Here is a 24823-nt window from a genome sequence, read left to right on the forward strand (position 1 = left end):
ATGAGATGGACATGCCCGATTCCCCCCGTGCTTCCGGAATTACCGTCGATTCGGTCGGTTCAGTCGATTCATTGGTACAGCACGCCACTGACAACCAGGTCTGCCGCATCACCCTCAACCGCCCCGAAACCCTCAACGCCATCACCCCTGACCAGCGAGAACGCATCATCGAGCTGCTCGCGGACGCCTCCGCGGACCCCGACGTACGGGCCGTCGTACTGACCGGAACGGGCCGCGGCTTCTGCGCCGGCGCGGATCTGCGGGGCGGGTCCGCGGCCGGCGAGCGGGTCCCCGGCGATGTCGCCCGCACGATCCGCCTCGGCGCCCAGCGGCTGATCTCGGCCGTCCTCGACTGCGAGAAGCCGGTGATCGCCGCGGTGAACGGCACCGCGGCGGGCCTCGGCGCGCACCTCGCGTTCGCCTGCGACCTCGTACTGGCCGCCGAATCCGCCAAGTTCATCGAGGTGTTCGTGCGCCGCGGCCTGGTCCCCGACGGCGGCGGCGCCTATCTCCTCCCCCGCCTCGTCGGCCCCCGGCGGGCGAAGGAACTGATGTTCTTCGGCGACGCGCTCACCGCCACTGACGCGGAGCGGCTCGGCCTCGTCAACCGGGTCGTACCCGACGCGGAGTTGGACAAGACGGCCAGGGACTGGGCGGCCCGCCTCGCCACCGGCCCGACCCGCGCCCTCGCCCTCACCAAGCAGCTCGTCAACGCCTCCCTCGACTCCGACCGCACCACCGCCTTCGCGGCGGAGGCGGCCGCACAGGAGATCAACATGACGACGGAGGACGCCCGGGAGGGAGTGGCGAGCTTCGTGGCGCGCAGGAGCGCCGAGTTCAGGGGGCGGTAAGGCGCGAAGGGTGCGGCCGTTCTCCCTCGCACGTCCCTTCCAATCTGACGAACCGTCAGTTTCAATGGGTGCTGTGATGGGACACGCAGGAATGGCCGCCGCCGCCGTCCGTTACCTCAGGTCGGCCGACGCACCGCCCGTACAGGCGCTGCCGCGCCCGGCGCTGCGCTGTGTCGGCGAGGACGAGCGGGCGCCGGTCCCGCAGGCAGAGTTCCGGCGGGTGCTCGGGAACTTCGCGTCGGGGGTGGCCGTTGTCACGGCACCTGCCACCGCCACCGATCCGGAAGTCACCGACGCCCTTGAGGGCGCCGCCCCCGCCGGTTTCGCCTGCCAGTCCTTCTCCTCCCTCTCCCTCGACCCGCCCCTCGTCGCCTTCATGGTCGGCCGTACGTCGACGACGTGGCCGCGCATCGCCCGCGCGGGCGTCTTCTGCGTGAACGTCCTGAGTGCCGGCCAGGGCGAGTTGTGCCGTGCCTTCGCGATGAGCGGCACGGACAAGTTCGCGGGGGTCACGTACGACGCGGCCCCCGTGTCCGGCTCGCCCCGCCTCGCGGGCACGCTCGCGTGGATCGACTGCACGATCCACGCGGTGCACACGGGCGGCGACCACCTCATCGTCGTGGGACGGGTCGACGCCCTGGGGGCGAGCGCGGGCGACGAGGCACCGCTGCTGTTCCACAAGGGGCGGTTCCTCTAGGCCGGGCGACGCACCGACGCACTGTCCGGTTGCCGCACCGCCACCCCCGTCCGTCACGCCACCGCCACCACCGGCGCCGCCGGCCGTCGCCGGATCACCAGCGCCATCAGCGCCGCCGCCGCGCACAGCGCGCCCGAGGCGTACCAGACCATGTCGTACGTCCCGAAGACGTCCCGCGCGACCCCGCCGAGGAAGGCCACCAGCGCGGCGCCGACCTGGTGGGAGGCGAGGACCCAGCCGAAGACGATGGCGCTGTCCTCGCCGTAGTGCTCCCGGCACAGGGCGACGGTGGGCGGGACGGTGGCGACCCAGTCGAGGCCGTAGAAAACGATGAAGAAGAGCATCGACGGGTGGACCGTGGAGGAAAGCAGCATCGGCAGGAACAGCAGGGAGACGCCGCGCAGGGCGTAGTAGACCGCGAGCAGTCGGCGGGAGTCGAAGCGGTCGGTGAGCCAGCCGGAGGCGATCGTGCCGACCACGTCGAACACACCGATGACCGCGAGCAGCGAGGCGGCGGCCGGGACGGGCATGCCGTGGTCGTGGGCGGCGGGCACGAAGTGGGTCTGGATGAGGCCGTTGGTGGAGGCGCCGCAGATCGCGAAGGTTCCGGCGAGCAGCCAGAAGGGGCCGGTGCGGGCCGCCGAGAAGAGCACCGTCACCGCCCGGCGCGCGGCGCCCCGGGCGGGGGGCGGCTTGGGCACGAACTCCTTCGCGCCGTACGGCGCCACACCCACGTCGGCCGGGTGGTCGCGCAGCAGCAGCCAGACGAACGGGACCACCACGAGGGCCGCGAGGGCTACCGTGACGGCGGCCGGGCGCCAGTTGCCCGCATCGACCATCAGGGCCAGCACGGGCAGGAAGATCAGCTGGCCGGAGGCCGAGGCGGCGGTGAGGATGCCGGTGACCAGACCGCGCCGCTCGGTGAACCAGCGGTTGGTGACCGTCGCGGCGAACGCCAGCGCCATCGAACCGGTCCCGAGGCCCACCAGCAGGCCCCAGCACAGCAGCAGTTGCCAGGCGGCCGTCATCCACACCGTGAGACCCGAGCCGATCGCGATCATGGTGAGCGCGACCGCGACCACGCGCCGCATGCCGAAGCGGTCCATCAGGGCGGCGGCGAAGGGGGCGGTCAGGCCGTACAGGGCCAGGTTGATGGAGACGGCGGCCCCGATCGTGCCGCGCGACCAGCCGAACTCCTCGTGCAGCGGGTCGATGAGCAGCCCCGGCACGGAGCGGAAGGCGGCGGCCCCGATGATCGTCACGAAGGCGACGGCGGCGACGAACCAGGCACGGTGGATACGGTTACGACCGGGCTTCGGCGGGGTCCGGTCGACGGCGGCGGCTTCGGTTGTCTGCGTCACGACAACGAGCTTCGGGCCTGCGCCGCCGCGGATCCATTGGCCCGAAGGACAGCATTCGTTAGGATCGGGCCATGAGCCCTGAGCCGGAGTTCCGACCGCACCGTGTGGCCGTCCTCGCCCTGGACGGGCTGCTCCCCTTCGAGCTGGGCATCCCGCACCGCATCTTCGGCCGCCCCAAGGACGCCGCGGGACGGCATCTGTACGAGGTCGTCACCTGCTCGATCCGGCCGCCCGGCCCCGTCAGGACGGACGCCGACTTCGACATCCAGGTGGGCTGCGGCCCGGAGGCGCTGGCCACCGCCGACACCGTGATCATCCCGGCGTCGTACGAGCTCGGCCCGGTCTTCGAGGAGGGCGTCCTGACCGACGAGCTGGCCGCCGCGCTGGCCCACATCCGCCCCGGCACCCGGCTCGCCTCCATCTGCACCGGCGTCTACGTCCTCGCCGCCGCCGGCCTGCTCGACGGCCGCCCGGCCACCACGCACTGGGCCGACGCCGAACGCTTCCAGCGGCTGTTCCCGAGGATCAAGGTCGACGCGGACGTCCTGTTCATCGACGAGGGCGACGTGCTGACCTCGGCCGGCGTCGCGGCCGGGATCGACCTGTGTCTGCACATGGTCCGCCGCGACCACGGCACGGCGATCGCCAACGAGGTGGCCCGCCGCACGGTCGTACCGCCCCATCGGGACGGCGGCCAGGCCCAGTACATCCACCGCCCGGTCCCCGACCCGCAGCAGGCGTCCACGACCAGCGCCCGCGCCTGGGCGCTGGGCCACCTCCACGAGCCGATCCAGCTGCGCGACATGGCCGAGCAGGAGTCCATGTCCGTACGGACCTTCACGCGCCGCTTCCGCGAGGAGGTCGGCGTCAGCCCCGGCCAGTGGCTCACCCAACAGCGCGTCGAACGCGCCCGGCACCTCCTGGAGTCCACCGACCTCTCGGTCGACCAGGTGGCCGCCGACGCCGGCTTCGGCACCGCCCAGTCGATGCGCCAGCACCTACAGACTGCGCTCGGCGTCACACCCACCAACTACCGCCGCACCTTCCGCACCGGAAGCCAGGCCGACGTCCAGGTCATCGGCGGCCCTTGAGCCGTCCCGCCGCGCCTCGCCCCACCAGCCGAGCGCCGACAGGAGCAGGGTCAGCGCCACGCCGGCCACGATCGCCGTGGACGGCGTCACCACCTGGAGCAGGCCGCCCGCGAGGGAACCCGTCGCCGCGTAACCCGCACCGGCAGCCGCATACATCACGGAGTAGCCCGCGGCCAGAGCGCCCGGCGGCAGGGCCTCGCGCAGGGACAGGTTGCGGGTGATCAGCGCGCCCGCCTGGACCGTGCCTGCGAGGACGAGGGCCATTGCGATCCCCGCGGCGCCCGGTATCAGCGCCGCGAGGGTCACGAAGACCGACATGACGCACATCAGCACCACACTGCGCGTGCGCAGCCGCCCCGGCCACGATCTGAGTCCGTACAGGAACGCCCCGACCCCCGCTCCCACCGCCATGCCCGCCAGCATCGGGCCGGACCAGCCGACGCCGATGCCGCGCTGTTCGAGCAGGGCGGGCAGGGTGAGTTCGGCGAGGCCGAGCAGGGTGAGACTGGCCGCGCCCGTGACGTACACCGGCCAGGCGCGTATCAGCACGCGAGGCTTCGGCCGGCCCGCGTCGCCGTCCTCTCCTCCCTTGGCCCAGCCTGCGGGCAGCAGCCAGTGGCCGGCGATCGAGACCGCCATCAGCACGGCCCCGAGGAGCAGCGGCCCCCGTGGCGACACTCCCAGGGCGAGGCCGGCGACCGCAACCGGGGAGACGGCCCACACGCCGGACATCAGCATCGACTCGGTGGACAGCGCCTGCGCCACGGCACGCTCCGGGACCAGCGTGGTCAGCAGCGCCCGCTGACCGCCGGCGACCGCGGCCGGCGCCGCACCGGCCAGGAACGCGAACGCCGCCAGCACGACGGGGTGCGCTCCGGCCAGCACCCCGAGCCCCACGAACCCCGCCGCCCCGCCCGCGAGCCCGACGGCCAGGTGACGCCGACCGCGCGCCGGATCGAACCGCAGCCCGAGGACCGGAGCAGCGATGATCTCGCCGATCACATAGGCCGCCGCGAGCGCCGCACCCAGCGTGTAACCGCCGGGCCGCTCCCGCACCAGGAACACCAGGGCCAACGGCGTCATGGCGACCGGCATACGGGAGGCGACCGCGGTGCAGGCCCAGACCAGAACCTGCTGGGAGGCGACGTCTCGATAGGTCATGGGATGACGGTAGGTGCCGCCACCGACAACGCGGCAGCCGATTTCCGGGCCTGTGGAAAACGTCGTTCAGCCGTCCCCGCGCAAGCGAACCGCCCCGCACGGACCGGAGCTCAGAAGGTGAGCACCCCGCGCGCCACCTTCCCCGCCTCCGCATCCGCCGCCGCCCTCTCGAACTCCTCGACCGGATACGTCTGCGTGACCAGCTCGTCCAGCAGCAGCCGCCCGTCCCGGTACAGCTCGGCGTACAGCGCGATGTCCCGCTGTGGCCTGGACGACCCGTACCGGCAGCCCAGGATGGACTTGTCGAGGTACATGGAGGACACGACGAAGGAGGCTTCGGCGCCGGCCGGCGGAACGCCCAGCAGAACTGCCTGCCCGTGCCGGTCGAGCAGGTCGACGGCCTGCCGGACGAGCTCCACCCGCCCCACGCACTCGAAGGCATGGTCCGCCCCCGTCGGCAGCAGTTCCCGCACGCCCTCCGTCGAGGTCAGAAAGTCCGTCGCCCCGAACTGCCGCGCCACCGCCTCCTTCGCCGGATTCGCGTCCACGGCGACGATCCGCAGTGCACCCGCGAGCCGCGCGCCCTGAAGGACGTTGAGGCCGATACCGCCGGTACCGATCACGAGCACGCTGTCCCCGCGGTCCACCTTCGCCCGGTTGAGCACGGCGCCCACGCCCGTCAGCACCCCGCACCCGATGAGCGCGGCAGCGGGCATGGGAATGTCCTTCGGGATGCGGATCACCTGTACGGCCTTCACCACGGTCCGTTCCGCGAAGGCGGAGTTGGACGCGAACTGGAACACCGCCTGCTCACCCCGCCGGAACGGCCGCCCCGGCCGCCCGATCGCCTGCCGGCACATCGTCGGCCGCCCCCGGTCGCACTCCGCGCACGTACCGCAGTTGGCGAGCGTGGACAGAGCCACATGATCCCCGGGCTCGACATGGGTGACTCCCCCACCCACCGCTTCCACGACTCCCGCGCCCTCATGGCCCAGCACCACAGGAACCGGGAAGGGAATGGTCCCGTCCACCACGGACAGATCGCTGTGGCACAGCCCGGCCGCCGAGATCGCGACCAGCACCTCGCCTGGCCCCGGTTCCCGCACCTCCAGATCGTCCACGACCTGCACCTGCTTGCCGTCGAACAGCACACCGCGCATCAAACGACCCCCTTGGGCTCCCTGGGCAGACCGAGCACGCGCTCGGCGATGATCGTGCGCTGAACCTGATCGGACCCGCCGTAGATGGTGTCGGCCCGGGAGAAGAGGAACAGCTGCTGCGCCTCGTCGAGTTCGTACGGTGCCGAGGGCGACCACTCCGCGGGCCCGACCCCGGCAGCCGCGCCCCGCACCAGCACCGCCAGCTCCCCGAGCCGCTGATGCCAGCCACCCCACAGCAGCTTGGCGACGCTGGGCGCTCCCGCGTCCCCGGACCGCCCCAGGGTGCGCAAGGCGTTCCACCGCATCACCCGCAGCTCGGCCCACTGCCGCTCAAGCCGCTCACGCACCACGGGATCCTCGACCGCCCCGGACTCCACGGCCGCCCGCACCACCCGCGCCAACTCCGCGGCGAAGCCCACCTGCTGGGCCAGCGTCGACACCCCCCGCTCGAACCCGAGCAGACTCATCGCGACCCGCCAGCCACCGCCCTCGCCCCCGACGACGTGCTCCACGCGGGCGTGTGCCCCGTCGAAGAACACCTCATTGAAGTCGCTGGTCCCCGTCATCTGCCGAATGGGCCGCACCTCTATCCGCCCCGGCTGGTCCATGGGCACAAGAAGAAAGGTCAGCCCGTGATGCCGGCTCGACTCGGGATCCGTACGGGCGAGCACAAAACACCAGTCGGCCTCATGGGCGAGAGACGTCCAGATCTTCTGCCCGGTGACCCGGTACACCCCGTCCGGCCCGAGCTCGGCCTTGGTCCGGACCCCCGCGAGATCCGACCCGGCGCCGGGTTCGCTGTACCCCTGACACCACAACTCGTCCCCCGCCGCGACCGCCGGGAGAAACCGCGCCTTCTGCTCCTCGGTCCCGTGCGCGACGAGCGTGGGCGCCAGAAGCTTCTCCCCGATGTGTCCCGACCTCGCCGGCGCCCCCGACCGCGCGTACTCCTCGGCCCAGACGACCTGCTGAGTGAGGGTGGCGCGCCGGTTGCCGTACCCGTGCTCGGTCCAACCGAGCCCTATCCACCCGCCTTTGCCCAGCACCTTCTCCCAACTGCGGCGATCCTGAGCATCCTTGGCGTACTCACCGAGCCACGCCCGCGCTTCCGCACGAAACGCCTCGTCCTCCGCCGCGAACCCGAAGTCCATAGGGGTCTCCTTGTAGTTTCCGGCCAGGAACAACGCCCTTCCTTCGGGGGCGCGGGGCTGTGTCGATATGCGGCTCCGCCGGGGTGGGCGCGACAAGCCACGAACCACCCGCGGCCGCCCTACAACTTTCGCGCTCGAGCTCTCAGGCGTTGGGCCGCGACCCCTCCGCCGCAGCCCGCCTCATCTCCAGCACCCGCTCCAGCATCGGCATCGGGTCCACGCCCACCGATCCCGGCAGAACCTCCGCGATCCGCTCCGGCGTCCAACCCTCCACCGCATAGGCCGAGCGCAGCTCCCGCGGCTGCGCCCACACCGCGATCTTCGGCCCGGCGACCGTGTAGACCTGCCCGGTCACGCCCTGCTCCCGCGCCCCGTCCGAGAGCAGGTAGACAACCAGCGCCGCGACGTCCTCCGGCTCCCCGATCTCCGCCAGCTCCATGGGAACCCCGGCCGACATCCGCGTACGAGCCACCGGAGCCACCGCATTGGCGGTCACCCCGTACCGGTGCAGGCCCAGCGCAGCGCTCCGCACCAGCGAGATGATCCCGCCCTTCGCCGCGCTGTAGTTGGCCTGCGACACCGACCCCTGATGGTTGCCGCTGGTGAACCCGATCAGCGTCCCGGCCCGCTGCTTGCGCATGACCGCCGAAGCGGCCCGGAACACGGTGAACGTGCCTTTCAGATGAGTGGCGATCACCGGATCCCACTCCTCCTCGGTCATGTTGAACAGCATCCGTTCACGCAGGATCCCGGCGACACAGACGACCCCGTCGAGGCGCCCGTACGACGACAGCGCGACGTCGACCAGCCGCTGGCCGCCCGCCATCGTGGAGATGTCGTCGGCGACGGCGACCGCCTCCCCGCCGGCCGACTCGATCTCCTTGACCACGGCCTCGGCGATCTCGCTCGTGGGCGAGCCGCCCTCCACCGACACCCCGTAGTCGTTGACGACGACCCGCGCACCCTCGGCGGCAGCCGCGACCGCGACCGCCCGGCCGATGCCCCGCCCGGCGCCCGTGACGGCGACGACCTTGCCTGCCAAGAAGTTCCCCATACCCCGGCCCCTTCCCGCAGTTTCTGACGGTCCGTTAGATTCGACTTGATTCTACGACCCGTCAGATACACGGAGACAAGCCCCCGGGGAGGACTCATGTCACTGCCGGACGCGTTTCACGAGATCGCCAAGCGCGTGAACAACTGGGGCCGTTGGGGCGCCGACGACGAGATCGGCACCCTGAACCTGATCACCGACGAGGTGGTACGCGAGGCCGCCGCCTGCGTCCGCACGGGCCGTCGCATCCCCCTCGCGCTGCCCCTCCAGCAGGACGGTGTGCAGACCGGGATGATCCCCGGACGCATCAACCCGCTGCACGCCATGGTGCAGATCAACCAGGAGATCTTCGGCCCGGGAACAGTCGCCTGCAGCGACGACGCCGTGACCATGGGCCTGCAGGCCGCCACCCACTGGGACGCACTCACCCATGTCTCGCACTCGGGCCGGCTCTACAACGGCCGCCCCGCCGACACCATCACCCCGCACGGCGGCGCCGAGTTCAGCGGCATAGACAAGGCGCGGCACATCGTCTCGCGCGGGGTGCTGCTGGACGTGGCCCGCGCGCGTGGCGTCACGCGACTCGACGGCGGACACGCGGTCACGCCGGAGGACCTGGAGGCGGCAGAGGAGCTCGCGGGCACGCGCGTGCGTGGCGGCGACATCGTGCTCGTGAGGACGGGGCAGGTTCAGGTCTATCTCTCCGGCGACAAGCACGCGTACGGCTATCCGTCGCCCGGCCTGTCGATCCGTACACCGGAGTGGTTCCACGCGCGCGATGTGGCGGCCGTCGCGAACGACACCCTCACGTTTGAGATCTTTCCGCCCGAGAAAGATGATTTGTGGCTGCCCGTGCATGCGCTGGACCTGGTGGAAATGGGGATGATCCAGGGTCAGAACTGGAATCTCGAAGAGTTGTCCACAGCCTGTGGACAAGAGGGCAGCTATGCGTTCCTGCTGTCGGCGATGCCCGAACCCTTCGTCGGCGGTACGGGGACTCCGGTCGCACCCGTGGCCGTGCTCTGACGAGGCCGGTTGGCGGCGCGGCTCCCCAATCGGCTCCACCCGAGCGGGAGGTGCCCCCATCCGCCCCGAGCACGGCACCGCGCGCCGCCATCCGACTCCGGCGTGCCCGCCCCTGCCCTCCTGGCCCCCGGGAGAACCGACGCCGAATCACGACCCACACTCGGCAAGGGCCTCCGTCACCGAAGCCCTCGTCGTCCCCTCGCGGCGAATCGCTGACCACCAGCGTGATCAACCGAATACGCGGCGTCAACACCCAGTCGGGGATTTGTTACTTACGCCCTATTTGCAGGAGACGCGCATAGGAGCATGTCCAGGCGCATCGATGCTCGCCCGAGCTGGAGATACAGCGCGTTCTGCAACCGTGCACCGGATTCGGTGAAATTGCAGCCCCGTGCGCCGTCAGACCGCTTCGTAGGCGAACCCTTCATAGGCCGAGGCCCCGCTCCCGTAGGCGGAGGTCGCCCCCTGCGCCTTCGCGCCACGGTCCAGTTCGCACCAGATCCGCTTGCCGGCACCCTCGGAGCTCCAGCCCCAGCGGTCGGCGAGGCCGTCGACGAGGGCGAGTCCGCGGCCGCCCGTCGCGTCGCCGTCGACGCATCGCGGCACGGGCGCACGGTCACTGCGGTCGGCCACCTCCAGCCGCACGGTGGCGCAGCCCTGTGCTGCTCCCTGCAGCGACAGCCGGAGCACGGCCGGACAACCGGTGTGCACCACGGCGTTGGTGACCAGTTCGGAGACGAGCAGGATCAGCGTCTCGGCGAGCGGTTCGTCGGCCTCTATCCCGGAACCCGCGAGCCGCGAGCGGGCCCACCGCCGGGCTCGTCCCACCTCAGCGGGATCGGGCCGGATCTCCAGCTGCACTTGAAGCACCTGCACCGCTCACACCATCCGAACCGGCGGACACATAGCCCCGCGCCTCACGAGGGCCACGATCCTAGCCATTCTTTTCATGGCCAGAACAATGGCCAAAGCCAGGGTCACGCAACGTGAATCCCTTAGCTGACAGCATGGTTGACGTACAGTCACCCCAACAAGCGCTTCGGGCATATTCCAGCGCGAAGGAGTACCCCTGCGGCATACTGTGCGACGCTTGTCGTGGGGAGTCGAACAGGCGGGGACAGAGTGCCCTCCCGCCCCGCAAGCAGCGGCGAGCACCGCCGGATCCGGGGCCGCCTCAAGGGCAACTCCGGGATGGCTCGTGCTCGGAACCACTCGCATCTCACACAAGGTACCGGAGCGGACCGCCGACTCCAGGCCGTGACGAGTCACACGTAGGACACAACCCGATATCAACGCTCCGTAATTCCGGTATGCCACAATCCGCGACATCCGTGCAGGCGCCTTGGGCGATGCCGCAGACCAGGGGCTCTTAGATCGGCTGTGCGAGGAGTTCGGCGGCCAGACTCTCCTCACTTTCCGTAGCTTCGCCCGCACGGTGCGTCCGGACCCACGCGCGCTTGAGATGCAGGTGGAGCTCGAACTCCCAGGTGAACCCCATGCCGCCATGCACCTGGAGGCAGTCGCGGGCCCCGCGCACGGCAGCTTCGTCGGCGAGCAGCCGGGCGGCGTGGATGTCGGCCGGGTCGGCCGTGACGGCCGCCGCGTAGACGGCGGCACGGGCCGTCTCGGTGCGCACGAGCATCTCCGCACACAGGTGCTTGATCGCCTGGAACGCTCCGATCGGGTGCCCGAACTGCTCACGCGTCCGGGCGTGTTGCACGGCCAGCTCGCACGCGCGTGTGGCGCCGCCCAGTTGCTCGGCCGCGGTGAGGAGGACGGCGACGGGGTCCACGGCGACGGCCCCGGGCACCCGGTGCAGGGGCGTCAGCGGGTCCACCGACCGCAGGAGTACGGCCCCCGCCGCGTCCCCCCGTACGACGTCCGCCTGCTCCAGCCACTCCACCAGCCCGTTGCCGACGGCCGCCACGACCGTCTCCCCGGTGGCCGCTCCCGGCACCGTCCCGGCGGCGAGGTGTGTCGCCACGAGGGGCCCGGGCAGCAGCGTCCGCCCCGCCTCCTCGAAGGCCAACACCGACTCGGGCAGCTCGAGTCCGACGCCGCCTTGCGCCTCCGGCAGCCGTAGCGCGAAGAACCCGGCCGCGCCCAGCTCCCGCCACAGCGCCCGGTCCAGGCGGCCGGGCTCGTCGGTGGCGGCCCTGAGCTGCTGCGGCCCGAAGCGCCGCGCGAGCAGCTCGCGCACGCCGCCCCGCAACGCGAGCTGGTCCTCGGTCAGTTGGAAACGCATCCGTCATCGCCCCTTCGGCAGTCCGAGGATCCGCTCGGCCACGATGTTCCGCTGGATCTGCGAGGTGCCGGCGGCGATCGTGTACGACAGCGAGGACAGCCGGTCGAGCACCCATGACCGGTCCAGGTCCAGCGAGTCCGGGCCCAGTACGTCGGCCGCGCTGTCGTAGAGCTCCTGACGGGCGTGCGAATACCTCAGTTTGAAAACCGAACCCCCGACTCCGGGCACGCCACCCGTCCGCTCCGCCTCGCTCACGTTCCACTGCGTCAGCCGCCACAGCGCCCGGAACTCGGCGTTCAGCCGCCCCAGCCGCCGCCTGAGCACCGGATCGTCCCAGCGCCCGTTCTTGCGGGCCTCGACGGCGAGTTCGCGCAGTACGCGCCGGCATGCGACGACCTCGCCGACGAAGGCCGTACCGCGCTCGAAGGAGAGGGTCACCATCGTCACGCGCCAGCCGTCGTTCTCGGCCCCGACCCGGTTGACGACCGGCACCCGCACCTCGTCGAGGAACACCTCGGCGAACTCGGCCGACCCGGCCAGGGTCTTCAGCGGCCGTACGGTGATGCCCGGCGCGTCCATGGGCATGGCCAGCCAGCTGATCCCGCGGTGCTTGGGCGCCTCGGGGTCGGTGCGCACCAACAGCTCGCACCAGTCGGCCACTTCGGCATGGGAGGTCCAGATCTTGGACCCGCTCACCACGTAGTCGTCGCCGTCCCTGCGCGCGCGCGTGCGCAGTGCCGCGAGGTCGCTTCCGGCGTCCGGCTCGCTGAAGCCCTGGCACCAGACCTCGTCCCCGCGCAGGATCGGCGGCAGCCAGCGGGCCCGCTGCTCGGCCGTTCCCTCGGCCGCGATGGTCGGCCCCGCGTGCAGCAGCCCGACGAACCCGGCCCCCACATAGGGCGCGCCCGCCTTCTCGGTCTCCTCCAGGAAGATCAGCCGCACGGTCGGGGAGGCGCCCCAGTGGACGTCTCCGTATCCGGCGTCGTGGAGTCTGCGCTGCCAGCCGAGGTCGTAGGCACGGCGCCCCGGCCAGTCGTCGGGGGACGGCTTCGGGGGCAGCGTGGGCAGCGCCTGGCGCAGCCACTCCCGCAACCGGGCGCGGAACTCCTCTTCCTCGGGCGTGTACGCCAGATCCACGGGCCGGTCCCCCTCCGCCGGAAGAGCACGTATCTGACGCAGCGTCAGATTGCATTGCCACCGGAAGGCTAGACCCGCACCCCTGGACCGACAAGGCGGTGAGCCCTACGCTCTGCCCACGATCTGACTGACCGTCAGCTGACGCAGGGGGTTGTCATGAACGACACCGCTCACGCCCTGAGTTCCTCGCGCACCCTCTGGGACCTGGTCACCGGCCGCGCCGACCGCACCCCCGACCGCCCCGCCCTCCTCCAGGAGGACCGCACGCTGTCCTTCGGCGCCCTACGCGCGCGTGCCGAGCGGGTGGCCGCCGGCCTGTACGACATGGGCGTACGCCCCGGCACGGTCGTCGCCTGGCAGCTGCCCACCCGTGTCGAGACGGCCCTGCTGTCCTTCGCCCTGGCGCGCCTCGGTGCCGTGCAGTCGCCGGTCATCCCGTTATACCGGGACCGCGAAGTGGGCTTCGCGCTGCGGGAGTCGAAGGCGGAGTTCTTCGCGGTGCCGGGCGAGTGGCGCGGCTTCGACCACACCGAGATGGCACGGCGCCTGGGCGCGAAGGGCATCTTCGAGGCGTACGACACCCTGCCCGACGGCGATCCCGCGGTCCTGCCCCCGCCGCCCGCCGAGGGCACTTCGGTGCGCTGGATCTACTGGACCTCGGGAACGACGTCCGACCCCAAAGGCGTCCTGCACACCGACCGCTCACTGATCGCGGGCGGCTCCTGCCTGGCGCACGCCCTGCGCCCCACGTCCGCCGATGTGGGCTCGATCGCCTTCCCGTACGCCCATATCGGCGGCCCGGACTACATGGTGATGCTGCTGCTTTACGGCTTCCCCGCGGTGATGTTCGAGCAGTTCGCGCTGCCGGCCGCGCTGGAGGGGTACCGCCGGCACGGGGTGACGATCGCGGGCGGGTCCACTGCGTTCTACTCGATGTTCCTGGCGGAGCAGCGCAAGCTCCCGGCCGGTGAGAAGGCCGTCCCCTCGCTGCGGCTGCTGGCGGGCGGCGGGGCGCCGAAGCCGCCGGAGCTGTATCACGCCGTGGTGCGTGAGATGGGGGTGCAGCTCACCCACGGGTACGGCATGACCGAGGTGCCGATGATCACGATGGGGGCGCCGGACGACACGGCGTGGAACCTGGCGACGACCGAGGGACGGCCGCCGCGCGAGATGGAGATACGGATCCTCGACGGCGAGGTGCGGCTGCGCGGGGAGGCGGTCTGCCGGGGCTATCTGGACCCGGCGCAGACGGCGTCGGCCTTCGACGAGGACGGGTTCCTGCGGACCGGTGACCTCGGGCGGCTGACGGACAGCGGGCATCTGGTGCTCACCGGCCGCCTCAAGGACGTGATCATCCGCAAGGGCGAGAACATCTCGGCGAAGGAGATCGAGGACCTGCTGCACCGGCATCCCGCGGTCGGGGACGTGGCAGTCATCGGGCTGCCCGACGCGGCGCGCGGGGAACGCGTGTGCGCGGTCGTGGAACAGCCGCCCGGCGCCGACGAGCTGACCCTGGAGGCGCTGACGTCGTATCTGCGCGGGGAAGGGCTGTCGACGCACAAGCTGCCGGAGCAGCTGGAGGTGGTGGACGCCCTTCCACGCAACGACACCCTGCGCAAGGTGCTCAAGTACAAGCTCAGGGAGCGCTTCTCGAAGTCCGTCTAGCGGTCACTCGGGGACGGTGAAGTAGCGGGCGAACGCGGTGACGGTCTCGTCCTCGGTCACCTTGCCGTCGCCGTCCGTGTCGAGCGAGGCGGCGGCCGCCCGGGCGACGTCCTGGGCCACACCGAGGCAGCCGAGCACGCGCGCGGTGTCGGTGACGGTGGCGGATCCGTCACCGTCGGGGTCGGCCACGGCGAGGGCGGCGTGCAGGAAGGGGCGGGCGATCTCGGCGAACCGGTCCGGGTTGTCGCGCAGCCGCTTGACCGCGCCGTTCACGAACTCCTCGCGGGTGATGCGCTGGTCGCCGTCCCGGTCCGCGATCCCGGCCATGCCCTGCCAGAACGCCTCGGCGCCGATGTAGAGCGCCTGGCCCTTGTCGGAACGGGCGGTGGTGTCGAACTCGGCAAGCACGGCCTTGGCCGCCGCGTTGAAGTCCTCGCGGTCGATGTAGCCGTTGCCGTCCTGGTCGAAGCCGGCGAACCGGGCCGCGATCCTGCGCTCGTACTCGCTGCTGACCATGTCTTATCGGGCCGCCTTACGTCATGTGGGGTGCATCTGCCACGGAGCGTACGACGCCGGGAGCCGTCCGGGCGCCGGAAAGCGGCGGTTGTGCCAAGACCGGGGGAATTTTGGGACAACGGTGTGGCACTTGCGGGGCTTCCGGGTCTTTCGGGGGACCGACCGGACCGGGGCTGTTCAGGCCGACAGCGGCCGGGCGTCGTCCGCGACCGCCGCCGCCACGTCCGGGTACACCTCGAAGAGCCGACGCACGCCCAGCGCCCCCAGCACTCGGTTCACGTGCGAGCCGTCCACCGCGCCCTGCGCCGGGAGTATCAGCCGCAGGCTGCCCTGGCAGGAGCGGATCAGCCGGCGGGCGGCGATGAGGACGCCGACGCCGCTGGAGTCGCAGAACAGGACCTCGGAGAGGTCCAGGACGAGACTGTGGCGCCCCTCGGCCACCACGTCATGGATGTGCTGACGCATCACCGGCGAGGTCACCAGATCCAGCTCGCCCGACACCTGGAGCACAGCCCAGTCGCCTCGCTCGCCGCCGGTCACTTTCAACGTCACCACCACGCCCCTCGCTCGCCGAACCGGAAGCGATACCTACGCTTCCTTGCAGCGCGGCTGCCCAGCGGCTGTTCCCTGAAACACCGTCCAGAAAACGGTCACCGATCAGAAAAGGCTTGTTTCAATCGCATTCGATCCTGTTCGATCGAGTCTGATCGCACGATGGTCGGGTAGCCGAGCGGGTGCGAGGGCGGGCGCAAGCTCCTCTATCACGAGTGCGAGGTACGTCACCAGCCATGACTCTTCAAGGGGCGCACATTGCGACAAAGGGGCGTGCGCTGTCGGACGTGCCGACTACATTCGGGGGGACGAAGGACGCACGCTGGACCGGGCGGACCGGTGAGGGGGGCCTGATGGCGAAGAAGGACGCACTGCCCCGCTGGGACCGCAAGATGCAGCAGCGCCTGGCGCGCGGCGAGGCGGCCGCCCTCGGCGAGCTCTACGACCGGTTCGCCTCGCTCGTGCACGGCCTCGCCCACACCGTGCTGGGCGACGAGCGCGCCGCCGACCACATCACCCGGGACGTCTTCGCCCACGTCTGGGAGCACCCGGACAGCTACGACCCCAGGCAGGGCCCGCTGCGCTCCTGGGTCGCCACGCTGACCCACCGCCTGGCCGTGCAGCGGCTGCGCGCCACCGAGACCGCCGCCCTCGTCCAGGCCGGCCGGGGCTCCACCGAGGAGCTGGAGCGCAAGGTGCGGCACGCCTCGGTCGCCGCCCGCGCCGACTACATCGTCCAGTCCATGCCCGTCCCGCTGCGCGCCGCCCTGGAGCTGGCCTACTTCCAGCGCCGCGACTACCGCCAGACCGCCGCCGACCTCGGCGTCACCGAGGACGAGGCCCGCCGCCGGCTGCGCCTGGGCCTGCAGCTGCTGTCCACCGCCCACGACGCGGGAGCCGCCCCCGGGGCGCCACCGGGATACGGGGGTGCGGTGTGAACGAGGCGCACGACAACTCCTCCCCTGACCCCACCCCGGACAAGGATCATGAAAAGCACCAGGAGGAGAACAGCTCCGGAGATTTCCCCCGCGGAGCCTCCGGCATGAGCAGCGGCAACGGCGACGAACAGCACCCGAAGCCGGCCCCCGACCAGCCGCCCCGCATACCGCTCCCGCGCGCCTCCGTCGAGGACACCGGACGCCCCCTGCCCGCCCTGGGGGACCTCGGCACCCCCACGCCCCGCCCGGCCGCCCCGCTCGTCCTCGAGCACCGCGTCCTGAAGGCACTCCTCGGCGCCTGGGCGCTGGCCGCCTGCTCGCCGGAGGAGACGGCGGCCGTGGAGGAGCACCTCGGCGACTGCGGTTCCTGCGCGGACGAGGCACGGCGGCTGCGCGAGGCCGTGGGCCTGCTGCACCCCGCCGAGAGCCTCGACCTGGACCCGGCCCTGCGCACCCGCGTCCTGCAGGGCTGCCTGGATCGCCGCCCGCCGCGCATCCCGGTGCCCGAGTGGGCGTCGCCGTACGACGCCGAGACGGCCCGCCTCGACGCCCTGCTGCAGGACTTCGGGGACGCCGAGTGGCACGCGCCCGTGCGGCTGCGGTGGTTCGAGAAGGACGAGCCGACGAGCCGCCGTACGACCGTCGCGGGCGTCATCGCGCATCTGCTGACGGTCGACGGGCTGGTGGCGCTCGCGCTGGGCCTGCAGGACCCGATGGGCGACGTCGCCGCGGACCGGCCGACCCCGTCCGGGCGCACGGAGGCGTACTGGCGGGCCTCGCACTTCCCGCCGACCCGCGCCGTGCGCGCACCCTGGCGCGAACAGACCCACGCCCTGGTCCGCACGGTGTCCTTCGCGGGCGGCGGCACCGGCAAACTGTCCGTGGCCTACGGCGACTTCGAGCTGCCGCTGCGCGACGCGATGCTGGACCGCGCCTTCGAGTGCTGGGTGCACGCGGAGGACATCGCCGACGCGGTGGACTATCCGTACGAGGCGCCGGTCGGCCGCGATCTGCACCACATGGTCGATCTGGCGGCCCGCATGCTGCCGACGGTGCTGGCCGCGCGGCGCCGGGCCGGGTTTGCGGCGCCGTCTCCCGACCGGCACCGCCATCTCGTCCCGGCGGGAGAGCCCGGCCGTAGCCTGCGCCTGGAGATCGAGGGCTCCGGCGGTGGGGAGTGGCTGATTCCGCTGGACTCCCCGGCGGCGGTGGGCTCCGCCGAGCACGAGGTGGCGCATGTCGCCCTGGACGGCGCGGAGTTCTGCCGGCTGGCGGCGGGACATGTGCCTCCGGCGGAAGCGGCGGCCGGGCAGGTAGGTGACCGGGAGGCGATCAGGGATGTGCTGTTCGCTGCGGCGAGCTTGAGCCGGATGTAAGGGGCGGTTGCGGTTTCGTCGGCGGCTGCGGGTGGTTCGTGGTTCCTCGCGCAGTTCCCCGCGCCCCTTGAGGTACGTGCAGTGGACGCGCCTTCAGGGGCGCGGGGAACTGCGCGACAAGCCACCGACTGGCTGCAGCCGCCCGCGAGACAGAAGCCCCCGAGCTGCTAGGCGAACACAACCGTCCGCCGCCCATTCGGCAGAATCCTCCGCTCGGCATGCCACTTCACGGCCCGAGCCAACGCCTGGCACTCCACATCGCGCCCGATCGCCACCAGCTGGTCCGGCGTGACGTCATGCCCCACCCGCTCGACCTCCTGCTCGATGATCGGCCCCTCATCGAGATCAGCGGTGACGTAGTGAGCCGTGGCGCCGATCAGCTTGACGCCCCTGGCGTGAGCCTGGTGATACGGCTTCGCGCCCTTGAAGCTCGGCAGGAAGGAGTGGTGGATGTTGATGATCCGCCCGCTCAGCTGCTTGCACAGGTCGTCCGAGAGGACCTGCATGTAGCGGGCCAGCACGACCAGCTCCACACCCTCCTCGCGCACGAGCTCCAGCATCTGCGCCTCGGCCTCGGACTTGTTGTCCTTCGTCACCGGGATGTGGTGGAAGGGGATGTCGTACGACCCCACCAGCTCCGCGAAGTCCGTGTGGTTGGACACCACGGCGGCGATCTCCACCGGCAGCGCGCCGATCCGCGCCCGGAACAGCAGGTCGTTCAGGCAGTGCCCGAACTTGCTGACCATCAGCACGACCCGCATCTTCTCCTCGGCCCGATGGATCTGCCAGTCCATCTGGAAGGAGTCCCCAATCGCCGCGAAGCTCGCCCGCAGCTTGTCCACCGTCACCGGCGACTCCGCCGAGAAGTGGACGCGCATGAAGAACAGTCCCGTGTCGTGGTCACCGAACTGCTGGCTGTCCTCGATGTTGCAGCCGGTCATGAAGAGGTAGCTCGACACGGCGTGCACGATGCCCTGCTTGTCGGGGCACGACAGGATGAGGACGTACTGGTCGGCGGGGACCGCGGCTCGGGTGGACTGCTGGTTCATGCAGCACAGGGTCCCATATCCGGCCCCCTCGGCGGGCAGTCGTCCCGTTACGCGGACCGCTCACCGGGCCCGGACATGATCACGCGGAGCGCGTCATGATCCGCAGCACCTCGAGGGTGCGCGGCGGGGCGTCCGGGTCCTCGCCGTCGGCCGTGGCCATCCGGACATGCGCGTCCCGCGCCGCCCGCACCGCCTCCGGCCACCCCTCGTTCTGTACGTACGCGGAGACCGCGGCGTCCGGGCCGACCTGGTGCATGATCCGCAGCACACGCAGCACGGCGGTGTCGACGAGCGCCGCCTCCTGCGAGTCCCGGAATATCGTGCCGACGTACTTCTCGGCGGACCAGTTGTCCAGCCAGGTGTCCTCGACGAGGCGGTACACGGCGTCGGTGACGTCGCCGTACCCGTCGACACCGGCCAGCCAGACGTCCCGCTGGAACGTCTGGTCGGAGAGCATGTGCAGCGCGGAGCGCACATTGCTGCGCCAGCGCCACCACGGCATGTCGTTGAGTGGCATGCCGCCCATGGTGGAGGAGCGACGGGCGCGACGGGAAGAGCTATCCGAACCTTGCACGGTCATCGATCGTACGTTCTCCGCCACAGCGGCCTCACCAGCCCCCGTAATTCACCTTCCGGTCACCCCTTGATAACCATGGGTGATGCCGCGGTTTGTTGTGTGGCGGAATCGTGCGTGTCCATGACCGGCAGGCGACGCACCCGCAGCACGCTCCTCCCCACGATCACCGACCGGCCCGTCAGAGCAGCCACACGCTCTGCGGCTGCCGTGGTGGCGTGTGCGTCGCTCGCCGTCGGATGCGGGGTCATCCCCGGTGCCACGGGGGGCGCCGGGGATGACACGATCACCGTCATGACCTGGGCCCCGGAGGGCACCAAGGCGACCAACAAACCCGGCATGCCCGCCTTCGCGCAGGCGTACGCCCGCTGGATCAACGCCCACGGCGGCCTCGGCGGCCGCAAGCTCGAGGTCCTCACTTGCAACGACCGCAACGACAGCGTGGCCGCGGCGCGGTGCGCCGACCGCGCGGTCGAGGAGAACGCCGTCGCGGTCATCGGCTCCTACAGCCAGTTCGGCGAGACCTTCCTGCCCTCGCTGGAGAGCGCCGGAATCCCGTACATAGGCGGCTACGGCGTCACCAACGCCGAGTTCACCAGCCCGCTGTCCTACCCCGTCAACGGCGGCCAGCCCACCCTCCTGGCGGGCCTCGGCAGGGAACTGGCCCGCTCGTGCGGCCCCGTGGCGCTGGTCCGCCCCGACAGCATCGCGGGCGACGAGCTGCCGCCGCTGCTCGACTCCGGCCTCCGGGCGGGCAGGCACTCGTCCTCGGCCGACCAGCTGGCCGCGGAGGACGCCACCGAGTACGGGAGCCAGTCGGAGCGGGCGCTGGAGTACGCCACCACCGACCTGGTGGAGAAGGGCTGTGTGGTGCCCGCCCTCGGCGACCGCACCAGCACCTTCATGGACTCCTTCCGGCGCTCCCGCGAGGACTACCGCGACGTGCGCACCGCCGCCGTCCTCGGCAGCGTCGACCAGACCGTGATCAACACGACCGGCGGGGCGTCGGTGTACGACGGTTCGTACATCTCCGCCTGGTACCCGGTCACGAGCGACCCGCGCTGGGACGCGATGAAGAAGGTGATCAGCGAGCAGGCCTTCGGCGACAACCGCATCGACCCCGCGGACGCCGGCGTGCAGACCACCTGGATCGCCTACACGGTGTTCAAGAAGGTCGTCGAGTCGCTGGGCGACGCCGAAGTGACCGCCAACTCCGTACGAGGGGCGCTGAACAAGGGCCTGAAGGTCTCCACGGGCGGGCTCACACCGGCCCTGCAGTGGAAGTTCCAGGACGTCCTCGCCACCGTCGGCTATCCCCGTCTCGTCAACCGCAAGGTGACTCTCCAGGTCGTCCGGGACGGTCAGCTGGTGGCGGCCCGCAAGGGCTTCATCGACGTGACGAGCACGCTGCAGAACGCCGACGTGAACTGACCGCCCGGCCCTTCCGGGCGGTCGACGTCCCCGCCCCGTACTACAGCTGGGTGGGCTGGCGCTCGGTCAGGCCGTACTTCTTGGCGATCGTGTTCCACAGCTGCGCGGCCGTCTTCTTCTCCGTGCTGGCGGTGCCGCTGGCGCGGTTGCCGGCCTGGGTCTGGCCGGTGGAGCGGGCCTGGCCCTTCTTGCAAAGCTGCCCCTTCTTGGCCGCCACCTGGTCCGCCCACGCCGCGTAGTGGTTGTCGGCGGACGCCGACGCCTGCCACGCCTTGTTCAGCGCGGTGGTCAGCTCGGTGTGGCTCGGGAGCTGGTCGACGGAGAGCTTGGACAGGTCGGTGACCAGCTGGTTGCGCTGCTTGGCCGCGCCCCGCAGGTCCGTGGCGGCCTGAGCGAGGTTGTCGCAGGTCTTCACGGCGGCCACCGCGTTGATCACGGCGGTACGGCTGTTGCCGCTGTCGGCCAGCAGCTTGTCCAGGGCGATCGCCTGCTGCTCGGCCGGATCGTCGGACGGCGACGCCGAACCCTCGTTCGCCGGGGCCGTGGCGGAGACGGGCTTGTTGTCGTCGCCCTTCGGATCGTCCCCGCCCCCGGCGGCGAGCATCGCGCCCGCACCGATACCGAGGACGGCGATCCCGATTCCGACGGCCGCGATGAGCGGCACCTTGGATCCCGTACGGCCGCCACCGCGGCCTCCGCGGCCGACGTCGTCGGTGCCCCGGCCGGACGGGCCGGGCGGGAAGTACCCCGACTCGTGCCGGCCCCGCGGCTGGGGCTGCTGGATACGCGGCATCTGCTGGGTGGCACCGGCGGGGGCCGCACCGGCCGGCTCGCTGCGGAAGAGGTTGTCGAAGTCGGACAGCGGCTGCCGGTCCTGCCCCGCCTGCGGCACCCCGCCCGGCTGACCCGTCACGGGCGGGATGTACTGGGTGGCGTCGGCATCGTTCCCGGCAGCGGCCGGCATCGGCCCGGCGCCGCCCTGCCGGGCCCGCCCCAGGACCTGCGTGTGCTCACTGGGCGCCTCGGGCGGCAACGCCCCCGGCCCCACCGGCGGGATGTACTGCGTCGCCCCTTCGTCGGCGGCGGACGCCGCGACGGGCGGTATGTAACGGGTGGCCTGGTCGTCCGCGCCCCCTGGGGCGGCGGCGACCGGCGGTATGTACTGAGTGGCGCCCTCGTCGGCCGCGGGCATCGGGGCGGCGTAGCCTCCCGAACCGGCCTCGGGGAAGGACGGGTTGGAGCCCGGGGCTCCGTACTGCGCGGCCGGGTCACCGTGCCCGGCGGACGGCAGAGCGCCGCCCTGGCCGGGAGCGCCGTACGTCTGCGCCCCGGCGGACGGCAGCGCCCCGTGCGTGCCGTGCCCCTCGGGCGGCAGCGGCGCACTCGCGTACCCCTGACCGCCCGCGGGCGGCGGCGGCGCAGCCGGTGGACCGCCGTGCCCGTACGGCTGCTGCGGCGCGGGCATCTGCGACCCGGCCGGGTCGCCATGACCGTACGACGGCGCGCCCTGCACGCCCCCGGCGGCGTCCGGCGCCGCGCCCCACTGCTGCGGGGGCGGCGACTGGTACTGCTGTTCCTGCCCGCCCCAGGACTGGTCGGGCGGGGTGCCCCAGGCCTGGCCCGGCGCGGCCGGCGGCGGGGCCGGGTACTGGTTCTGGTCAGGTCCCCACGGGGTGCCCCAGGCCTGCCCGCCGGGCGGTGCCGAGGGCGGGGGTGCGGTCGGCGGCGTGGCCGGCACCGACGTCGGCCGGCCGGCCTGCGCGCCCGTCATACCCGGCAGCAGCGGCTCACCACCGTCCGAGGGCAGCACGATGCCTTCGCGCGCGGGTCGCGCCGAGGGCTCCTCGCCCCGTCCACTCTGCGTCACCGGGACTCCTACCAATGGGGGACCTTGTGAATCGTCGGGTCACGCTACCGGCTCCGCCGAGCCGGGTGCCACGCCGCCCAGGACGTGACCTGGGTCCCTGTGACCGCCGTAACAATTCCCGGGCCCCCATCCGCTATATACGTCCCCCTTTCGTCACCGTCGCCTTCATTTCCCTGCCGTTCACGCCCTGGTACCCCGCGGTTTCACGCCGCCGCCGGAAGGTCCAGCCGCGCCCCGAACTCCCTGACCACCGGCTCGTCCCGATAGGGCTCCAGGCGCTGCTGGAAGTCCTCCAGATACTCGGCGCCCCGGTTGGAACGCAGGGTCCCCAGCAGCTCCACGGCCTTCAGACCGGTGTGGCAGGCCTGCTCGACCTCGCGCTGCTGCACCTGCGCTGTGGCGAGCAGCACATAGCCGATCGCCCGGCGCCGTGCCTTCGTCTCCGGGAGGCCGGCCAGCGACTCCTCCGCGCGCCGCGCCGCCGCCTCGGCCTGACCGAGGTCGCGGTGGCAGTGCGCCAACTCGTCGGCGAGATAGGCCTCGTCGAAGTGCGCGATCCACGCCGGGTCGTCCCCGGACTCCGGATCCGCCGTCTCCAGCGCGGTCACGGCACGTCCGGACGCCGCCTGGGCGGCGCGCGCGTCGCCCATCAGCGCATGCCCTCGCGCCTCGGCCGCGTAGAACATGGCCTCCGCCCGAGGGGTCACGCGCCCCCGCGCCCCCTCCTGCGCCGCCCTCGCGAGCTGCGAGATCTCCCGCGGGTTCCCGAGCTGCGCGGCGAGGTGGCTCATGGAGGCGGCCAGCACATACCCGCCGTACCCCCGGTCTCCCGCCGCCTGCGCCAGCCGCAGCGCCTGGATGTAGTACCGCTGGGCGAGCCCCGGCTGCCCGGTGTCGATCGCCATGTACCCGGCGAGTTCGGTCAACCGCGCGACGGCGGCGAAGAGTTCCCGCCCGATCGCCTCCCGGTACGACCCGGCCAGCAGCCCGGAGACGACACTGTTCAGGTAGTGCACGACGACCGGGCGCACATGCCCGCTGCCGTACTGATGGTCCAGGTCCACGAGCGCCTGGGTCATCGCGCGCACGGCCTGCACATCGGACTGCCCCACCCGCGGCCCCGCCGAGCGCGCCACCTGCGAGTCGGGCGACGAGATCAGCCAGTCGCGGCTGGGCTCGACCAGCGCGGACGCGGCGACGGACGAGCCGGACAGGAAGTCCCGGCGCCCGACGTCGCTGCGCCACAACTCGCAGACCTGCTCGATGGCTCCCAGTACCGTCGGCGAGAACTGGAGACCGACGCCGGACGCGAGGTTCTTGCCGTTGGCCATGCCGATCTCGTCGATCGTGACCGTCCGGCCCAGCTTGCGGCCAAGCGCCTCGGCGATGATCGCCGGCGCCCGTCCCCGCGGCTGCTGTCCGCGCAGCCAACGGGCCACGGACGTCTTGTCGTAGCGCAGATCGAGACCGTGCTCGGCACCGCACATGTTGACCCGGCGGGCCAGCCCGGCGTTCGAGCAGCCCGCTTCCTGGATGAGCGCCTGCAGCCGTTCGTTCGGCTGTCGCGCGACGAGAGGCCTTGCGGCCATGGCGTACCCCCTGTGGCTGCGGTGCCTGCCCACGCACCGAGTTGATGTGTCCTCCACCACCGAATCCGGCCCGGGGCACTGGCTGTGCACCGCAGGATTCCGGCCGTGAAGATCAATGCCCCGTCGGCATACCGAAAATGCGAGGCTTGTGAGGATTGCCGGGGTAAAGGCGCAAGCCGACCCCACAGTGGGCTACCCAGCTCCGGCCACGGATCCTCCCGCGCGCCCCCACACGTGCACCCATGCGCCCCAGATGAGGAATCAATGCTCCTCCCCCGCGCGCAGACCCTGCCGTCAATCTCCCGTCGTCCGCCCGAAGGGCGGGCCCTGAGGCG

22 protein-coding genes are annotated in these 24823 nt (G+C 71.6%); 8 read left to right on the forward strand and 14 right to left on the reverse strand.

Translation table 11 applies throughout. From position 1 onward, the window contains the following. The first annotated feature begins 11 nt into the window (after window positions 1-11). Both ACZ7M7_RS36785 and ACZ7M7_RS36790 read left to right on the forward strand, forming a co-directional pair. Window positions 12-851, forward strand: a complete 840-nt coding sequence (locus ACZ7M7_RS36785; protein ID WP_472125080.1) for an enoyl-CoA hydratase/isomerase family protein — start codon at window positions 12-14, stop codon at window positions 849-851. 76 nt (window positions 852-927) lie between these two features. Then, a complete protein-coding gene (locus tag ACZ7M7_RS36790; RefSeq protein WP_472124688.1) occupies window positions 928-1548 on the forward strand; it encodes a flavin reductase family protein in 621 nt (206 codons plus the stop codon). A 53-nt stretch (window positions 1549-1601) separates the two neighbouring features. Here the strand turns inward: ACZ7M7_RS36790 and ACZ7M7_RS36795 are convergent, their stop codons facing one another. Continuing rightward, window positions 1602-2909, reverse strand: coding sequence for an MFS transporter (locus ACZ7M7_RS36795; protein WP_383626872.1), 1308 nt, complete (start codon window positions 2907-2909; stop codon window positions 1602-1604). 71 nt (window positions 2910-2980) lie between these two features. Between ACZ7M7_RS36795 and ACZ7M7_RS36800 the strand changes: the two genes are divergently transcribed. Beyond that, on the forward strand, window positions 2981-4000 hold the full coding sequence (locus ACZ7M7_RS36800) for a GlxA family transcriptional regulator (RefSeq protein ID WP_472124691.1): 1020 nt from the start codon (window positions 2981-2983) through the stop codon (window positions 3998-4000). Here ACZ7M7_RS36800 and ACZ7M7_RS36805 read toward each other — a convergent pair. The 4 genes from ACZ7M7_RS36805 to ACZ7M7_RS36820 all read right to left on the reverse strand — a co-directional run bounded on the left by ACZ7M7_RS36805 (window position 3908) and on the right by ACZ7M7_RS36820 (window position 8526). After that, window positions 3908-5161, reverse strand: coding sequence for an MFS transporter (locus tag ACZ7M7_RS36805; protein WP_472124694.1), 1254 nt, complete (start codon window positions 5159-5161; stop codon window positions 3908-3910). The genes ACZ7M7_RS36800 and ACZ7M7_RS36805 overlap by 93 nt on opposite strands. A gap of 110 nt (window positions 5162-5271) precedes the next feature. Next, window positions 5272-6321, reverse strand: coding sequence for an alcohol dehydrogenase catalytic domain-containing protein (locus tag ACZ7M7_RS36810; protein WP_383626877.1), 1050 nt, complete (start codon window positions 6319-6321; stop codon window positions 5272-5274). Further along, on the reverse strand, window positions 6321-7472 hold the full coding sequence (locus ACZ7M7_RS36815) for an acyl-CoA dehydrogenase family protein (protein ID WP_472124697.1): 1152 nt from the start codon (window positions 7470-7472) through the stop codon (window positions 6321-6323). The genes ACZ7M7_RS36810 and ACZ7M7_RS36815 overlap by 1 nt, the downstream gene beginning before the upstream one ends. A gap of 142 nt (window positions 7473-7614) precedes the next feature. After that, window positions 7615-8526, reverse strand: a complete 912-nt coding sequence (locus ACZ7M7_RS36820) for an SDR family NAD(P)-dependent oxidoreductase (protein ID WP_472124699.1) — start codon at window positions 8524-8526, stop codon at window positions 7615-7617. A 96-nt stretch (window positions 8527-8622) separates the two neighbouring features. Between ACZ7M7_RS36820 and ACZ7M7_RS36825 the strand changes: the two genes are divergently transcribed. Further along, window positions 8623-9549, forward strand: coding sequence for a cyclase family protein (locus ACZ7M7_RS36825; protein ID WP_383606676.1), 927 nt, complete (start codon window positions 8623-8625; stop codon window positions 9547-9549). A gap of 399 nt (window positions 9550-9948) precedes the next feature. Here the strand turns inward: ACZ7M7_RS36825 and ACZ7M7_RS36830 are convergent, their stop codons facing one another. The 3 genes from ACZ7M7_RS36830 to ACZ7M7_RS36840 all read right to left on the reverse strand — a co-directional run bounded on the left by ACZ7M7_RS36830 (window position 9949) and on the right by ACZ7M7_RS36840 (window position 12931). Then, window positions 9949-10425 (reverse strand): ATP-binding protein, encoded by a 477-nt coding sequence (locus ACZ7M7_RS36830; protein WP_383606678.1) that lies wholly within the window; start codon window positions 10423-10425, stop codon window positions 9949-9951. A gap of 493 nt (window positions 10426-10918) precedes the next feature. After that, window positions 10919-11794 carry an acyl-CoA dehydrogenase family protein gene (locus ACZ7M7_RS36835; RefSeq protein ID WP_472124703.1) on the reverse strand — a complete coding sequence of 292 codons (876 nt, stop codon included), beginning with the start codon at window positions 11792-11794 and terminating at the stop codon, window positions 10919-10921. Between the two features lie 3 nt (window positions 11795-11797). Beyond that, window positions 11798-12931 carry an acyl-CoA dehydrogenase family protein gene (locus tag ACZ7M7_RS36840; protein WP_427845475.1) on the reverse strand — a complete coding sequence of 378 codons (1134 nt, stop codon included), beginning with the start codon at window positions 12929-12931 and terminating at the stop codon, window positions 11798-11800. A gap of 156 nt (window positions 12932-13087) precedes the next feature. On the opposite strand from ACZ7M7_RS36840, the gene ACZ7M7_RS36845 reads away from it, so the two are divergent. Then, on the forward strand, window positions 13088-14596 hold the full coding sequence (locus ACZ7M7_RS36845; RefSeq protein WP_472124706.1) for a class I adenylate-forming enzyme family protein: 1509 nt from the start codon (window positions 13088-13090) through the stop codon (window positions 14594-14596). Between the two features lie 3 nt (window positions 14597-14599). On the opposite strand, the gene ACZ7M7_RS36850 is transcribed toward ACZ7M7_RS36845, so the two are convergent. After that, window positions 14600-15112 (reverse strand): EF-hand domain-containing protein, encoded by a 513-nt coding sequence (locus ACZ7M7_RS36850; protein ID WP_383606690.1) that lies wholly within the window; start codon window positions 15110-15112, stop codon window positions 14600-14602. A 177-nt stretch (window positions 15113-15289) separates the two neighbouring features. Then, window positions 15290-15670, reverse strand: coding sequence for an STAS domain-containing protein (locus ACZ7M7_RS36855; protein WP_328880941.1), 381 nt, complete (start codon window positions 15668-15670; stop codon window positions 15290-15292). A 347-nt stretch (window positions 15671-16017) separates the two neighbouring features. On the opposite strand from ACZ7M7_RS36855, the gene ACZ7M7_RS36860 reads away from it, so the two are divergent. Then, window positions 16018-16602: a sigma-70 family RNA polymerase sigma factor gene (locus ACZ7M7_RS36860; protein WP_328426972.1), complete on the forward strand. Its 585-nt coding sequence runs from the start codon at window positions 16018-16020 to the stop codon at window positions 16600-16602. A 104-nt stretch (window positions 16603-16706) separates the two neighbouring features. Beyond that, window positions 16707-17978 (forward strand): zf-HC2 domain-containing protein, encoded by a 1272-nt coding sequence (locus ACZ7M7_RS36865; RefSeq protein WP_472124710.1) that lies wholly within the window; start codon window positions 16707-16709, stop codon window positions 17976-17978. 167 nt (window positions 17979-18145) lie between these two features. Here the strand turns inward: ACZ7M7_RS36865 and purU are convergent, their stop codons facing one another. Both purU and ACZ7M7_RS36875 read right to left on the reverse strand, forming a co-directional pair. Continuing rightward, window positions 18146-19027: a formyltetrahydrofolate deformylase gene (gene purU, locus ACZ7M7_RS36870; RefSeq protein WP_472124713.1), complete on the reverse strand. Its 882-nt coding sequence runs from the start codon at window positions 19025-19027 to the stop codon at window positions 18146-18148. Window positions 19028-19106: 79 nt separating this feature from the next. Further along, complete coding sequence (locus ACZ7M7_RS36875) at window positions 19107-19607, reverse strand: SCO4402 family protein (RefSeq protein ID WP_383606701.1); 501 nt, start codon at window positions 19605-19607, stop codon at window positions 19107-19109. A gap of 117 nt (window positions 19608-19724) precedes the next feature. Between ACZ7M7_RS36875 and ACZ7M7_RS36880 the strand changes: the two genes are divergently transcribed. After that, entirely contained in the window at window positions 19725-21032 is a 1308-nt protein-coding gene (locus ACZ7M7_RS36880; RefSeq protein WP_472124716.1) for an ABC transporter substrate-binding protein, read from the forward strand. Window positions 21033-21072: 40 nt separating this feature from the next. Here the strand turns inward: ACZ7M7_RS36880 and ACZ7M7_RS36885 are convergent, their stop codons facing one another. Next, on the reverse strand, window positions 21073-22899 hold the full coding sequence (locus ACZ7M7_RS36885; protein WP_472124719.1) for a hypothetical protein: 1827 nt from the start codon (window positions 22897-22899) through the stop codon (window positions 21073-21075). Window positions 22900-23102: 203 nt separating this feature from the next. Next, a complete protein-coding gene (locus ACZ7M7_RS36890) occupies window positions 23103-24488 on the reverse strand; it encodes a transcriptional regulator (RefSeq protein WP_383606710.1) in 1386 nt (461 codons plus the stop codon). Between the last annotated feature and the right edge of the window lie 335 nt (window positions 24489-24823).

Source organism: Streptomyces sp. NPDC111606 (assembly GCF_055656945.1).